Origin of the sequence: Paenibacillus vulneris (assembly GCF_039543185.1) — a bacterium.
Classification (GTDB): Bacteria; Bacillota; Bacilli; order Paenibacillales; family NBRC-103111; genus Paenibacillus_S; species Paenibacillus_S vulneris.
Window position 1 is genome coordinate 53,379 of sequence record NZ_BAABJG010000045.1, and the last position, 14,792, is coordinate 68,170.

The window sequence follows — 14,792 nt, forward strand, 5'->3', positions numbered from 1 at the left end:
TCAAGCTCTTACCAACATAATTTAGTACAGTAAAGCTTTACATACATAAAGTTAGGAATGGGAAAAAAGAGGCGACGACGATCTGTTGCTCTGGAAACTGCGATCTGCTATTGGACCCGCTTCTCTTGATGAACATGGAGATGATGTGCCTCTTTGCGCTGCAAACTATGACAATTCTATGAACCTCTCTTAAAAGGTATGATTTATATTAACACCTAAGAACTGACTAATCAATTTAAACCTATGCATTTTTTCTGCAAAATCCAATCTTTGCTCCTATATCTAACATGGAATGTTCGTGTTTCCCTACCGCATGGACTTGAAATCGAAATCATGCTTGCCTCGGCATCGAAAGGTACACCAATCCGCTGCTCTTGATGCCTTATATTTCATCTATGAAAGGCTCTACCATAGGCGCGTTCATATTTTCACGACCAGGCAGACGGAACCAGCATCATCGCCACCCCGGCTTCATAGGGGGCTTTCCCTACCTCTTACCCCTCAGCGTTCGAACGGAGGGTCCGCACGGCTCGAATCCACTCCTCCGCCCTCCACTTCTATGCTATGCATAAAATAGCTTGTCATTGCCGTTCCCTGCTGCAGATGTCCCGAAAAAAAATACAGTCGGCTCTTGTACCTCATCCCGCATCCGTTCCCGGCATCCGCCAGATCCCTTCGCATCTGCGGGCAGGCGGCTCTGAGATATTCCTCCTGATGACCGGGGCTAATAAAAAAAGGGGGCCTGCTGTCGCAGACTCCCTCCTTCACGCCGCCTCTAACGGCAGCCGTGGATAATGATTAATTGGCAGGAACCGGTGTCAACCGGATCGTCGGTCTTACGGTCCCTTCCTCCTTCAGCTTATATACCGAAGTCATAATACTGAGATAGCCGTCTTTGGAAGCCGTAAACACATAGCTGTCAGTCGGCAGATTGAAAAATGCGTAATTGCCGTACGAATCGGTTTCCGTCGAATACGTAGCCTGTCCTACGGCCGTTACCCGCACCCCGGCCAAAGAGGAGGAAGAGGAGCCGGTCACGTTACCGTAGATCACCGTATGGGCCATAGCCCTGTCGTACGTATAAGCGGACGGACGAATGTTTACATAGATCGGGGTATCTCCCGTAGCATATCCCGGCTTGGTGAATTGAAGCCTGTAATGCATCCAAGGCTTCAGGGTTGCCGAGTAGCTGCCGTTGTCATCCGTAATCAGCGTAGTAACCAGCTTCTCGCTCGTACTGCTCATCTGATAAACAGCAACGGTCACTCCCGATTGTTTCACGCCTGTTGCATAATCATAGACTACGCCGCTGATTGTAGTCGCTTTAGGAACCATAAACACAGTTACCGTTGTGTTCTCGCCGGATCTGATTTCAAACGGTGCCGATACGGCCTCCTCATAGCCTTCCGCCGTGACGCGTGCTACTCCCGTACCTTCCGGCAAGTCGAACAGCATGGCTCCGTCTACATTGCTTTCCTCGGTAAACGTTTGGCCGTTAACGGTAACGGTCACCATCGCTCCAAATACTCTCTGCTGGGTTCCCGACGTGTTGTCTCTTGCCCTTACAAACAGCGTATTATGAGCCAGCTCTACCGTATCAGCCTGAACCGTTTGACCCGCAGCTACGGTGATGTTAACTCTGCCGGCAGCTACATAGCCGTTTGCCTTATAGGACAGACTGTACGTCCCTGGCACAAGGCTTACGCTAAATTGTCCATTCCCATCGGTTGTCACGGATGTCACGGCGGTACCTGTTACGGCAGCTCCGCTGTAGACGGATACGGTCACGCCTGCAATGCCTTTATTGGCTGCATTGGATTGACTTAATGTGTAGTCATATACATAACCGCTTACGGTACCTCTTTGGGAATACGACGAGGAGCCGCTGCCCCGGGAGGAGCCTCCTCCGCCGCCGGCTGCGGTCGAAGCGGAAGCTCCCCCGCCGTCTACCTTGCCGGGCTGTTTCCCAAAGGTCGACCCTTTAGCCGCATCATTCAGCGTTACGCTATCCAGAGTACCCTGCCCTTTGACTTCAATAACATCATTGGCCGTCAGGTGATTGATCACGGTACCCGGAGCCGTTTCCAATAGGGTTTTGCTCTGAACGGTTACCTCCTGTACCTTGGTGGTACCTTCCAGCACGACACGGATAGTACCGTTTTTCTTGTCAATAATGACTTTATTCAACACGGAATTCGCGATATGAACCGAGTTGGAGCCGCCACCGTTAATCGTTGTAGTACCTTTTACGGTAACGTTCGATAAATAAGCGTCTCCTTCCTTGATGCTGCTTGCCAGCAGGAGATCACCCTCGATGACCGTATTTTGCAATTTGATTCCCGATGCATCGATCACGACATTGCCGGCTTGAGTCGCCAAGCCTGTCTCGGGACCGTAAGTGCCTTCCTGGTTGTACACGACCTGGCTATTCGCAGCAGGCAGCGCCCGGTCCAGCATAACTACCGCTTCGGCACGCGTAATTTCTTTTTTAGGCTGGAACGAATGGTCGGCATATCCATCCACAATATGTTTTGCAACGGCTGCCTTTACAGCCCCTTGGCTCCAGGAGGAGATTTGGGCGTCGTCCTTGAAGCCTGCAGATGCATTCGCAGAAGAGTCCAGCTTGAGCAGACGGGAAATCATCACAACGGCTTCTTCGCGGTTAATTTTGTTCTCTGGACGGATCGCTTGATCCTCATAGCCTTCGATGTAGCCGGCGCCGACCGCCTTCATTACATCGTTATAGCTCCAATCTGCCGATTTTACATCTTTGAAGCTCGCACTGGCGGTTGTCTTCAAATCGAAGGATCGGTTTACCAATGCCATGAACTCGGCTCTAGTGATGGAGTGATCCGGCTTGAAGGAGCCGTCTTCATACCCTTGAATCCAATTTTGGGCTACCCAGCGCGTGATTTGCTTCTCGGCCCAATGCCCCTTGACGTCGGATGCGTTCTCCGCACCGAAGGCGACTCCGAAGGAGGAGATGAACAAGCATAGGGATAGCAGGAAGGCTGTTAATGTTCTGGCTGGTCTGGCTGGTCTGGCTGGTCTGGCTGGTCTGGCTGATCTGTAACTCACAGTACGTTATTCCCCCATATGATCTTTTTTTGGTCTTTCCGGTTCCGGCCTTGCCAAGCCGTCTTTTCCTTACATTGGATAATTCCCCACTAGATATTCGGCATCAATCCTGCAAAAGTTTATAGTTTTTCTAAAAAAAGTTAATGAGTAAATATTTTTATGGACAACGATGGGAAAACAAGCCATTCCGCTTAAGACCTATACTCAACCTTCCCAACCTATGCTATGATAAAATGACATATTTCACCGAGAGGACTGTCTAACCAACGTGGCCAAATTATATTTTCGGTACGGCACCATGAACAGCGGCAAATCGATTGAGGTACTGCGAACCGCTCATAACTATGAAGAGCAAGGTAAGAAGGTTCTATTATTCACTCCGGCTGTTGATAACCGTTACGGTGTAGGTACGGTAGCTTCAAGGATCGGGATGCAGAAGAAAGCGATCATTATCGATGATCATATGGATATGGTAAGTCTGGCGGCAAAGGAAAAGCCGAATTGCATCATTATTGATGAAGCGCAATTTTTGCGTAAGGATCAGATTATGCAGTTGACGGAAATCGTGGATGATTTGAACATACCCGTTATCGCCTACGGTCTGAGAGCCGATTTTATGGGCCAATTGTTCGAGGGCAGCTACCAGCTGCTTGCTTTGGCGGATAAGATTGAGGAGATCAAGACCGTCTGCTGGTTCTGTGATAAAAAAGCCATTATGAACATGCGGTGTGAGGACGGACGCCCAGTATTTACCGGGGAACAGATTCAAATCGGGGGAAACGAAAGCTACTTGCCGGTATGCCGCAAATGCTACTCTGCCAAACGTAAGGCCCAGGGATAACTTATCAAGATGGAGCGAATCCGCTCCGTCTTCTTTTTTTATAGCCTGCGGGAACCTGCCCCTAACGCCCAAAATCATGAATTTCGCCCGCACCATCCCCTTCCTTCGTTCATACCATACAATAACTCGAGGAATTGGTGGTGAGGGGGATGCTGAACAAGGAACTGTTGTACAAGCTGGCCATAGCGGTTTATTTAACCGTGTGGTTCGTAGGCAGCTTCTGGATGATGGCTGCGCTGCAAAGCGGTCTTTTGAAGCATGCGCTTGGAATTGATTGGAAGCTTGTCGAGGAGTATGTATATTATGCCTTGGCCGGTGCCATAGGCGGGAGTCTCTATGCTTTGCGCCTGTTTCACGAATTTTACAATCAAATCTCCGAACGCTGGCTGTTCTGGTACCTGCTGCGTCCGATCAAGTGCGCAGGGGCGGCCGTGATGACCATCATCTTGTTTCAAAGCGGCATTCTGCTGCTGCAGACGGGTGACTCCATGCTGGCCAAGATCGGTATCGCATTCCTGGTCGGGTTCGGGTACGGCAAGGTGATGGAGAAGCTGAAGGCTTTGGCCGAAACCTTATTCAACGGAAAAAACAACCCTTCCTCATCTCAAGGAAACCAGAACCCCCCTTCCGACGTATGGAATGAGGACGATGCGCCAAAGCATTAACGTACAATTATAAATGGAGGTTCAACTGCTGTAATGCGTTCATTATCATTCCTATGGAAGACGGGCTTAGCGATCGGGGTAGCGTCGCTCTTGCTTCTCTTCAGCATCTACCAATGGGGTTCCTATTCTTATACCCAACAAGTCGCGGTTCTCGCTTACCATCATCTCAGTCATGACGAACAAAGCAATGTCACCATCACTCCGCAGCTGTTCCGGGAGCAGCTGTCCTTTTTGCGCCAAAAAGGCTATCATTTCATCACCTTGGACCAATTCAAGCAGTTCATCGAAGGAGGGTCTGTGCCTAACAAAGCCGTTCTCGTAACCTTCGACGACGGATATGAGAGCTTCTATACATACGGCTATCCCATTCTGAAAGAGCTGGGCATTCCGGCAGTCAACTTCGTCGTGACGAAGGACCTGCATCATCCGAAAAGGCCGCACCTGCCTTCCTTATCCCAGGAAGAAATTCGAACTATGGCGCTGGAAACCAAAGACATCGACTTTCAATGCCATTCCCACGACATGCACGCCAAAATGAACGGAAGACCGCATCTGACCAGCCTGCTGCATAGGGAGGGAGCAGCGGAAACACCGGAGGAGTACCGGCAGCGGGTTCTGAAGGATACGAATGCTTGTATCAGAAATCTGTACGAGCTGCATTCCGAACCCGTAGATTCCTACGCGTATCCGTTCGGAATGTATCATCAGGAAGCTACGGAGCTTATCCGACAGGCCGGTATTAAGTATGCCTTTACCGTGGCGAGCCATATGGCGATCCGGGCGGACGACCCGATGCAAATTCCCCGCATCAACGCAGGCAATCCAAGCATTACGCCGGAATCGCTTCACCAGACGATTATGCGCCGGGCCATTGCGCGCAAGCTGCCCGTTACCAGACTCTAACATCAGGCTTGTGCCGGAAACAGCAAGGTGGAGGCTTCTCCTTCCCCGCAGCTGTCGCGAAACCAGAGGTCCTTATAATCGACCCAACCAAAAGCGCTTATTTTGACGCCCTGAAGCTGCACAGGAAACGATGCCGTCTGACGCCAACGGTACCATAAGATGACCGCCCGCTCGGCAAGGAGCTCCTCCTCAAGCCGGAGCAGCTGCCGAAGCCTTGCTTCCCTGGACGGCATGGCCGGAAGTCCGGACAAGCCGCTATCCAGCCTTTGCAGGCAGGCTTCGGACAAGCAGCTGCGCAGCGGGCTCTGGCCGCCGCCGAGTATCGACCACATGGCTCCCTCTGCATCCGCGTCCACCGGTTGCTCCAGCAGAAGCAGATCGGCTTCGGTCCGTACGGAAGGATCGGACAGCTCTTCATAAGGAACGAATCGAACCTTTAACGTAACGCCTATTCCGTCCAAAGTCTTCGCCAGCCACGCCGCATCCCTTTCATTCCCCGCTCCGGCATAGGTGAGGAGCAGCAGGGCACACCAATGGACACGATCTTGTTCCTCCTGCCCCTCCTTACGGCTGCGGCCCTGCAAATCGAGGGCACCCGTCAATGCCTTCTCCTTGTCGTCGAGAACCCCGTATGGGGAGAGCTTCTCCATCCAGCTAACCTTTCGTACAAATGCATCCGCCAGTTCCCCGCGGTTCCCCCCTAAGCCTTCGACAGCCGCCTGATTTCGAATGGCGTGGAATAGTGCATCTCGCAGCTCCGGCTGCTGCAGCGGGCCTCCCTTGGCCTGGTGCAGCAGGATATACTTGCAACCAAAATCATGCCGTTCTACGGCAGACCAGCCGCCTTCAGCGGACGATGGCAGGGCGCCTCCGAAATGCCGGAAGTTCATCCCTCCCGACTCGAGGTCATTCTCACGTAAAGGACGAAGTTCGGAGCTTCCTCTCTGCTCAAGCAAACGGCTTTGGGGTGAATCCTCGTCCCCCGATGCCTGCAGATCTATAAACTGCTTCCCCTCCCTGGCCTCGTAGATGTCAGGAAGAAACCACATCTCCACCCGATCAAGCTGGGATGGCCGAAGGAAATAATCCGGATTGGCATCCAGCACCAGGACGCTGTCATCCCTTCGGGTCAGCTTGAAAGGGCCCGTCCCGATGACCTGAACCGGCCACTCTGCTCCAAGCGGCCCCGGAACGATGGAAGACGCCGGGGAAGCCAGCAGCGACAACAGGTGATGGCAGCTCGATTGGCAGCGGATTTCTATTAAATACTCATGCAGCGCAGCTATGCGCTCTATCGGAGCATACAAACGGCTGTATGGAGAAGGCCGTTCCTCTCCCCGCACAAGCCGTTCCAGCGACCGCTGCACATCCTCCGCCTTGCAGGCAGCCCCATTATGGAAGCGGACCTGCTTCTGCAAATAAAACCTCCAGCACCGCGCCTCCTCATCCCTTTCCCAATGATGGGCCAGGCCTGGGGCAAAGGTATCTCTATCCGGGTCGAAAACGACCAAGGTGTCGAACAGCTGCCGGATCAGGTGCAGCTCGGTACGGCGGGTCGCATAGATCGGATCGAGCATTCCCGGCTTCCGGTACGAAGGGAAGCGGAGCAAATGCCGCTGTTCAGCCCCTCCCTTATGGTTATGGAAGCCGAAGGACCGTCCGATGGCGTCATGCAGCCGCTCCCGCCCCTGCTCCGTGAGCAGCGGCGATTGAAGCAGCTTCACCGCCTCCTGCAATTGACCCGTGCCTATCCATGCTTCAGCCTGCTCCAGGAGCAGCCGGTCTACATCGGCGAGAAACCGGACCCGGGAGCTGTGACCCCGGCCGTTTCCCGGCCGCCAGCCGATCCAGCCGCGGCCCAGCAACGCCTTGACAATCAGCTTGGCGTTCCGTTCCGTACAATGCAGGCAGGCTGCGATAGCGGGAATCGTAACGGCGGCTTCCTCCTGCGGATGCTCCGGCCTCCAGGCCCGGTATAGCTGTGCATAATGCTCAATCAGCTGCAAGGGATAACCCTCCTCTTCACCTCCCCCCCAAAAGGGGGAAATCCATTAAATAGAGATTACCCTTTTTATTCCCCTTTATCCAGGTACAATAAAAGCAAATCTTTGGATTCCTACGGAAGGAGGCCCGTCCTTATATGAATCCCTCCCAGCCTTCGGCCTTCAATCGGTCTGACGTCCGCCATACCATCGGTCCTGCGGCAGAGGGACGTCTTCAGGTACGCGTCATCGCCTGGATTACCGCCATCAGTCTGCTGGGTGACTCAATGCTGTACATCGTGCTGCCGGTCTATTGGCGGGAGTTCGGCCTCGACGCCCTGTGGCAGGTTGGAGTGCTGCTCTCCGTCAACCGTTTCGTGCGGCTGCCGTTGAATCCGCTGGTCGGCTGGTTGTACGGCCGAATCAGCAAGCGGATGGGCGTCATGCTGGCCGTAATACTGGCTTTCCTGACGACCGCCGCTTACGGAGCCTTCTCCGGCTTCATCGCACTGCTGGCGGCGCGCGCCTTGTGGGGGGCGGCTTGGTCGCTCCTGCGCATCGGCGGCTACCTTACAGTGCTGGAGGCTGCCGACGACAGCAACCGTGGGCGCCTGCTCGGCAGCTACAACGGCATCATCGGCGTCGGCAGCCTCATCGGTATGCTGGCCGGCGGCGTTCTGGCCGATGCGCTTGGCGCGCGCATCGTGTCGCTTCTGCTGGCCGCCGCCATGCTGGCCGGCATCCCGCTGGCTTGGCGGCATGTGCCCGGCGCAGCCGCCCAAGAGCACCCCGGCGGCTCCCCCGCCGGGAAACAGACTGCGGCTCGCCGGCCCTTCGCCGCCTTGACGGGAGGCGGCCGCTCCAGGCTCGTGCTCGCCACGGGGCTTGTGACGGCCGTCGTCTTCTTCGGCGTCTATGCCGGCACGATGAGCCCGGTTATCGAGGCTCATCTGCCCGACTCCGGCACGCTGCTGCTGTTCGGCGTTTCGTTCGGCGCCGCTTCGCTCGCAGGCGTCGCGCAGGCCGTCCGCTGGGCCTGGTCCCCGTTCCTGTCGCCGCGGATCGGAGCGTGGTCCGACGGCCCCCGCGGCCGGCTGCCTCTCTTTATCGGCAGCCTTGTCCTGGCGGTTGCGGCGCTTGCACTGCTGCCGCACCCGCTGCCCTTCGCAGCATGGCTTGCGGTACTGCTGGCCGCCCAGCTGGCCAACACCGCCATCGTCACGCTGAACGACGCGCTGGCGGCCGACGCCGCGGCGGGCGAATCGCGTGTCGCCTATATGACGACCTATACGACGGTCGTCGATGTCGGGGCCGCGCTGGGCCCGCTGGCCGGCTACGCACTGATCGACTCGCTCGGGCTCGCCGGGGTGTACGGCCTGTGCGCGGCGCTGCTCCTGCTGCTTAGCTTGGCCTGGCTTATTGAAGCGCGAATGCGTTCCCGCCGCTCCCGCGTGGTATAATAAGACCAAAAAGGAGCGAGACGGTTATGCCCTCATTTACAGCCCGGCTGATCCGCCCCGAAGGAACCGGAACATGGACCTATTTGAACGTTCCCTTCGATGCGGAGAGCCTTTTTGGAACCAAAGCCCACATCAAAGTCAAAGGCACTGTCAACGGAATTCCGTATCGAAGCACGCTGATGCTTCATGGGGGCGGAACCCACTACATGGTGGTCAATCAAGCCATCCGCGAGGCCGCCGGCGTTCAAGCGGGCGATACCGTGGAAGTAACGATGGAGGAGGATACGGAGCCTCGCGCCGTCGATATTCCCGATGATCTCCAAACGGCATTGGAGGAGCACGTGGAGGCCGGACGCTTTTTCGCAAAGCTCCCTTATTCCGCCCAAAAGGTGTACGTCGATTGGATCGAAGCCGCCAAAAAGGCCGATACCCGTACCCGCCGCATACAAAAAGCCATCGCCCTGCTGGAGGAGGGCAAACGGCTGAAATGAATGGCCCTCGCTGCATGACAGGCCGGGACCGGCTTTGACGGTATATAAATATGAAAAAAGCCCGCAGCTGCCTGTTCAGCGCGGGCTTCTCCCGTGGTTATACACAAATGGGCTGAATGACCGTTATTTCATCAGCTTACCTATCGTTTTGAGCAGCTCGTCGACGACTTCCTTATCCCCCTGCTCCAGACGTTCGACAACACAGGACCTCATATGCCCTTCGAGCAGCACCTTCCCTACACTGTTCAGAGCGGATTGGATAGCGGCGATCTGATTGAGAACATCATCACAATAGGTGTCCTTCTCAATCATCCCCTTCACACCCCGAATCTGGCCTTCGATCCGGTTCAAGCGGGAGATCAAGTTATCTTTGACCTTATCCGAATGATGGCTTTTCCGGGTTCCGTCCACGGCGCAGCAGGCATCCTCTTCGTTCAAGGCATTGTGATTTATTACAGTTTCCATATCTTTGGCGCTCATCATCAGTCACTTCACTTTCTATAGCGGACGAGCTCACCGCTCCCGCCGTTTTTATATATTATACAATACCCCTCCCCGGTTTCAAACCCATTTCCCCTGGCATGGCCGCAAGTCCGACGGAATAGGTGCGGGGGCCGGAGCTTTCTAGAAAACTTCGGGCCGTTATGCAAACTTTCTCTTTAATATGCCCCGAGGATACACTATACTGAATCTATTATTTGACGATAATAGAAAAAAGTAGGTCTTAACCATGGAACATCTTCACGTTCATTATAACGGTTGGATTGTCTTGCTTTCCTTTGTCATTGCCTTGCTGGCTTCTTATTCCGCCCTCAATCTGGCAGGCAAAATCTCGCGTGCGCGGGGTAAAAGCAAGTACGTATGGCTGATGACCGGCTCCTGCGTCATGGGCTGCGGAATCTGGTCTATGCATTTTGTCGGCATGCTCGCCCTTCATACGGATCTCCAGATCCGCTACGATATTCCCATTACCTTATTATCCGCACTGGCCGGCATCCTGTCCTCCTTCATTGCGTTTCGGGTCACGATAGATACGCAGATGAACAAATGGAGGCTAGGGATCGGCGGCGTTGCGATGGGCGGTGGCATCGTGGTCATGCATTACTCGGGGATGGCCGCCATGCGAGCTTCCTTTACCATGTCATATGACCCTTACCTGTTTGCCGCCTCCGTCGCTGTGGCCCTAGCCGCCTCTTTCGCCGCCTTGTATTTATTCCGCCAATTTCGCCGTTCGCCCGACTTTAGCCGCTGGAAGCTGCTGTCCGCGGTGGTTATGGCCATTGCGGTATGCGGCATGCACTATACCGGCATGGCGGCCGTGCTCATGGCCCCCGGCGAGTCTGCCATTTCGGCAGACATTGCCAGTGAGCCGTCCTTTTTTCTGGTGATCGGAGTTTCATTGGCTATGCTGCTTATTTTGGCCGTGTCCTGGGGAGCCATCTTCTTTGACCGCCACGTCTTGGAGCGTATGGCTTACAGCGATCCGCTGACCGGACTGGCGAACCGCCACGATCTGACGCGTTTTTTCGAGGAGCAGTTTCTTCCCGGAACGGAAGGAGCCGTCTTCTTCCTGGATCTGGACCGTTTCAAGACAATCAACGACACCCTCGGGCACGATATCGGAGATTTGCTCATTCGCGAAGTATCCCGGCGGCTGCAGCAATGTGCCGGAGATAACTGCAGCATTTTCAGGCTGGGTGGGGACGAGTTCCTCGTTGCCATCAAGGAAAACAGCCTCGAATCGGTGCAAGCTTTGGCGGAGCGACTGCTGAACGATATCAAGAAGCCATACTTCCTGGAGGAAAACGAGCTGTACGTCACAGCCAGCATCGGCATCAGCCTCTCTCCGATTCACGGGACCGACCGGACCGCGCTGTTGAAGGCGGCAGATACGGCCATGTATAATGCCAAAGCAGCCGGTAAGAACCGGTACCGGATCTTCGACGAGGAAATGGATCGTCATATGATCCGCAAGCTGGAGCTCGAGAAAGATTTGCGCAAGGCGCTTGCGCACCAGGAGTTCTTTGCCGTGTACCAGCCGAAATGCGATGCGAACAGCAACCGGATCGTCGGCATGGAGGCGCTGCTGCGATGGAACCACCCGCGCTTGGGGATCATATCTCCAAAGGAATTCATCCCCATTGCGGAAGATACAGGCTTGATCATTCCCATCACGCACTGGCTGCTGAAGGAAGTGTCCAGGCAGAATCGGTATTGGCAGGAGCAGCAGCTTCTTCAGGTATGCGTATCCGTCAATATGTCCGTCCGAATTTTTGAAAGTCATGCGCTGTACGATATGGTCGAGGAAGCTCTCGGGCAATCCGGACTGGAAGGCTCTTATTTGGAGCTGGAAATTACCGAATCGATCGCCATGCATGACGCAGAGGATACGAGAGAGCAGCTTCAGCGGCTTCGGCAGCTGGGTGTCCGCATCTCGCTGGATGATTTCGGAACAGGCTATTCCTCCCTTGGGAGCCTGGACGAAATGCCGGTCGATACGCTCAAGATCGATCAGAGCTTTGTCAGTAAAAGCCAAATTCTATCCAAGCAGGCGATCATCAGCAATATTATTGCGATCGCCAAAAATTTGAATTTGGAGGTCATTGCCGAAGGCGTCGAAACCGAAGAGCAGATTCAATTTCTTCAATCCCGGGGCTGCCATGTCATGCAGGGCTATTATTACGGCATGCCGATGAAGGCGGATGAAATCCGACTGCTTGTCAAGGAAACCGTATGAAACCCATGAATTGGATTAGAAATGAACTAGACTGCCGTCTGCCTTATTCCCTTAAGGTAGATCGGCTTATTTTATTTTTAAAGAACCCCTCCTCCCATAAAGTGAGGCCCTGACTTCGCTGTAGATTTAGATGCTTTTTCAGGGAATCCCAATCTAACTGTTTTATATCCCATGGATTCGGCTTATCCTTGCTTGCTTCCGTCATAAAAATGGATGAGTCGCCCCCGTGGTTTGACTCTATCAATCCCCTCCGTCGTGCAATAGTATGTAGGTATAAAAATGAAAGAGAGGTGAGATTTCCATGGGAATAAGAACCGATATTGTTATTCTTTTCTTTAACGATGTAGCAGCAGAGATAACTAATTTCCAAATCATAGGCAGCGCAGAACCATGCACGCCGTTAATTCAAGTAGGATTAAGGGTTTCTAACGCCAGAATTTGTCTGTTGAGAAATGGCTTTGTAATAGAGGAGAGAACGCCGAACTTGTTGCGTTTCGTAAGGATATCGTAATTATCGCGCCCATCGTCAAGGAGACTCGCGGAATATAGTAATGATATGGCGCCGGATCATTTATAAGGAGGTTATCGCATGGTGGTTAGATGTGATAGCTGTATCTGGATGAGATATGAAGGCATGTGACTCCAATGTCGATCAAACGAGACAAATGGATGCAATATTGTATCTTGAACGATACGTCCTCGCTCGCCGCTCGTTTGCCTGAAACTCGGCTGCTGAACCCGAACGGGTTAGCAAAGCTGCTGCTTCAATATCAAAGCCTTGTTCTGAAGCCTCGTGATGGGAGATTCGGACGGGACATCCTGTTCATTACCCGTAACGGAACGAACTCCTATCATATTCATAACGAAAAGAAAACGGTCACCATGAAAGATACCGAGCAGCTGCTCAAATGGATCGGTAAAAAAACCAGGAGACGACGTGGCTATATTGTCCAACGACGCCTGCAGCTTGCTCAAATTCAACACAAGCCGTTCGACATCCGGATCATGGTGCAGCGAAGAAAAGGCACTTCGTCCACTTGGAAAGTGACGGGCTCATACGCGAAAGTAGCGGCACGGGGATATCTTATCACGAATGTCCCTAGTCACATCATTCCAGTTTCTGAGGCGCTGAAACTGGCCCGCATCGGGGATCGCGGCTTGATCTTCAAAATCAAACAGATCGCCCTGTTGGCTGCCGAACGGCTTGGGGAACGTTACCCTAAGCTTAGGCAAGTCGGGTTCGATATAGGCATCGATAGGAACCGACGAATTTGGATCATCGAAGGTAATTATTGGCCGGATTTGCTCCCTTTTCGGTCCTTGAAAGATTCATCGATGTATCGAAGGATACTATGGTATCAGAAACATTAAAGCAGCGAGCCAGTTTATGGTTCGCTGCTTTTGCGTACAAACTATTGCGAACCTGATTCATCCCGGCTCGCTTTCATCGCCTCTACTAACATCGTCGGTGACTGGAAGACTTGGTTCACATTAATGAGAACCAAGCCTTTTTCCCTTCTTACAAGGTAATATCAGCCAGATGAATTTTACGTCCTTCCTTGGCGCTCTGCAGAGCGCCGTACACCATAGCCATGCTCTTGATGTTGTCCGCGCAGAACGTCTCCGGCTTGCGCCCTTCGACGAGTGCGGCAAACATTTCGTCAAGACATCCCTTATGACCGCTGCGCCCGCTCCAGTCCAGGTTCGCCTCCACACGGCGGAAGCGCCGCTTATCCGACTGCTCCTCCGGCGGAAGGATGACTTCGGCGAACGGAGGAGTCGCTCCGTCCCAAATCGCCGTACCGCTGCTGCCGTTGACCCGCCATTCCGCTTCCCAGGACGTCGGGCTTCCCTCCGCGCACCAAGAGCCTCGGTAACAGAATACGCCTCCATCCGAATACTCGAAGATGCATACGGCCGCCGCATTGCCTGCATACCAGGAGCCGGCGGGATTGAATTCATGGCAGTAGACGGATACCGGGTCCTTGCCGGTGATCAGACGGGCCTGATCGAACGTATGGATCGCCATATCGAGCAAGAGCGGGCTCTCCATCGCATCGCGGAAGCCTCCGAAGTGCGGACCGAGGAAAAAGTCTGCATTGACGAAGCCTATCCGGCCGATTCCGGCGTTATCGATCAGATCGCGAAACGCCCGGATCTGCGACAGATACCGGCGGTTCTGCATGACGGCATAGGTACGGCCCCGCTGCTCGGCTAGGGCAACCAGTCTCCGTGCCTCCTGCATGGAGGTCGTCATCGGCTTCTCTCCGAAGATATCGCAATCGAGCTCTAAGGCGGTGGTTGTTACCGCTGCATGGCTCTCCGGTATCGTGACATCGAATACGAGATTAGCTCCGGAATCGGTGATGGCTTGACTCACATCGTCATAAATGCCGCAGCTTATGCCGTAACGCTCCGCCATAGCTTCCGCCGCTTCCTTGCGTATATCGACCATCGCTACGATCTGCGAATCCTCCCGCTCCAGCGCATATTCAATCCAGGCCTTGGACATGCCGCCGCATCCGATAACGGCAATGCGAAATCGTTTCATCTGGCTTCCCCCTTTAATGGTCATGAACCGTCTATTTGCATCATACCCGAACCTGACTCCCCTGTCTTTATTCGATTTGGCTCA

Annotated in this window: 12 protein-coding genes; 7 read left to right on the top strand and 5 right to left on the bottom strand. The window is 53.9% G+C overall.

The window, feature by feature from the left end; translation table 11 throughout:
• Window positions 1–501: 501 nt before the first annotated feature.
• Together ABEA66_RS30275 and ABEA66_RS30280 are read right to left on the bottom strand one after the other, a co-directional pair.
• Entirely contained in the window at window positions 502–768 is a 267-nt protein-coding gene (locus ABEA66_RS30275; protein WP_144028084.1) for a hypothetical protein, read from the bottom strand.
• Between the two features lie 30 nt (window positions 769–798).
• Window positions 799–3,078 carry a carboxypeptidase regulatory-like domain-containing protein gene (locus ABEA66_RS30280; protein WP_345593482.1) on the bottom strand — a complete coding sequence of 760 codons (2,280 nt, stop codon included), beginning with the start codon at window positions 3,076–3,078 and terminating at the stop codon, window positions 799–801.
• Between the two features lie 268 nt (window positions 3,079–3,346).
• Between ABEA66_RS30280 and ABEA66_RS30285 the strand changes: the two genes are divergently transcribed.
• The 3 genes from ABEA66_RS30285 (at window position 3,347) to ABEA66_RS30295 (ending at window position 5,487) form a co-directional block, all read left to right on the top strand.
• Entirely contained in the window at window positions 3,347–3,919 is a 573-nt protein-coding gene (locus ABEA66_RS30285; RefSeq protein WP_079914535.1) for a thymidine kinase, read from the top strand.
• Window positions 3,920–4,068: 149 nt separating this feature from the next.
• A complete protein-coding gene (locus ABEA66_RS30290) occupies window positions 4,069–4,584 on the top strand; it encodes a hypothetical protein (protein WP_345593484.1) in 516 nt (171 codons plus the stop codon).
• A gap of 33 nt (window positions 4,585–4,617) precedes the next feature.
• Window positions 4,618–5,487 (top strand): polysaccharide deacetylase family protein, encoded by an 870-nt coding sequence (locus ABEA66_RS30295; RefSeq protein ID WP_345593486.1) that lies wholly within the window; start codon window positions 4,618–4,620, stop codon window positions 5,485–5,487.
• Window positions 5,488–5,489: 2 nt separating this feature from the next.
• Here ABEA66_RS30295 and ABEA66_RS30300 read toward each other — a convergent pair whose 3' ends face one another.
• Window positions 5,490–7,493, bottom strand: a complete 2,004-nt coding sequence (locus tag ABEA66_RS30300; RefSeq protein ID WP_345593488.1) for an ABC transporter substrate-binding protein — start codon at window positions 7,491–7,493, stop codon at window positions 5,490–5,492.
• A 134-nt stretch (window positions 7,494–7,627) separates the two neighbouring features.
• Here ABEA66_RS30300 and ABEA66_RS30305 point away from each other — a divergent pair, with 134 nt between their 5' ends.
• Window positions 7,628–8,929 (top strand): MFS transporter, encoded by a 1,302-nt coding sequence (locus ABEA66_RS30305; protein WP_345593490.1) that lies wholly within the window; start codon window positions 7,628–7,630, stop codon window positions 8,927–8,929.
• 26 nt (window positions 8,930–8,955) lie between these two features.
• Window positions 8,956–9,420 carry a DUF1905 domain-containing protein gene (locus ABEA66_RS30310; protein ID WP_345593492.1) on the top strand — a complete coding sequence of 155 codons (465 nt, stop codon included), beginning with the start codon at window positions 8,956–8,958 and terminating at the stop codon, window positions 9,418–9,420.
• Window positions 9,421–9,543: 123 nt separating this feature from the next.
• Here the strand turns inward: ABEA66_RS30310 and ABEA66_RS30315 are convergent, their stop codons facing one another.
• Entirely contained in the window at window positions 9,544–9,885 is a 342-nt protein-coding gene (locus tag ABEA66_RS30315; protein ID WP_079914613.1) for a metal-sensitive transcriptional regulator, read from the bottom strand.
• 265 nt (window positions 9,886–10,150) lie between these two features.
• Here ABEA66_RS30315 and ABEA66_RS30320 point away from each other — a divergent pair, with 265 nt between their 5' ends.
• The gene (locus tag ABEA66_RS30320; protein ID WP_345593496.1) at window positions 10,151–12,157 is read left to right on the top strand and encodes a bifunctional diguanylate cyclase/phosphodiesterase; all 2,007 of its coding nucleotides are present in this window, start codon (window positions 10,151–10,153) and stop codon (window positions 12,155–12,157) included.
• Window positions 12,158–12,802: 645 nt separating this feature from the next.
• Window positions 12,803–13,528: a YheC/YheD family protein gene (locus tag ABEA66_RS30325; protein ID WP_345593498.1), complete on the top strand. Its 726-nt coding sequence runs from the start codon at window positions 12,803–12,805 to the stop codon at window positions 13,526–13,528.
• Window positions 13,529–13,676: 148 nt separating this feature from the next.
• On the opposite strand, the gene ABEA66_RS30330 is transcribed toward ABEA66_RS30325, so the two are convergent.
• The gene (locus ABEA66_RS30330) at window positions 13,677–14,708 is read right to left on the bottom strand and encodes a Gfo/Idh/MocA family protein (protein WP_345593500.1); all 1,032 of its coding nucleotides are present in this window, start codon (window positions 14,706–14,708) and stop codon (window positions 13,677–13,679) included.
• Window positions 14,709–14,792 lie beyond the last annotated feature (84 nt).

Bases quoted from the DNA above. Each gene is read 5' to 3' on its own strand.
- ABEA66_RS30330 (WP_345593500.1), bottom strand. From the start codon at position 14,708: ATGAAACGATTTCGCATTGCCGTTATCGGATGCGGCGGCATGTCCAAG.
- ABEA66_RS30290 (WP_345593484.1), top strand. From the start codon at position 4,069: ATGCTGAACAAGGAACTGTTGTACAAGCTGGCCATAGCGGTTTATTTA.
- ABEA66_RS30305 (WP_345593490.1), top strand. From the start codon at position 7,628: ATGAATCCCTCCCAGCCTTCGGCCTTCAATCGGTCTGACGTCCGCCAT.
- ABEA66_RS30310 (WP_345593492.1), top strand. From the start codon at position 8,956: ATGCCCTCATTTACAGCCCGGCTGATCCGCCCCGAAGGAACCGGAACA.
- ABEA66_RS30325 (WP_345593498.1), top strand. From the start codon at position 12,803: ATGTCGATCAAACGAGACAAATGGATGCAATATTGTATCTTGAACGAT.
- ABEA66_RS30295 (WP_345593486.1), top strand. From the start codon at position 4,618: ATGCGTTCATTATCATTCCTATGGAAGACGGGCTTAGCGATCGGGGTA.
- ABEA66_RS30315 (WP_079914613.1), bottom strand. From the start codon at position 9,885: ATGGAAACTGTAATAAATCACAATGCCTTGAACGAAGAGGATGCCTGC.
- ABEA66_RS30320 (WP_345593496.1), top strand. From the start codon at position 10,151: ATGGAACATCTTCACGTTCATTATAACGGTTGGATTGTCTTGCTTTCC.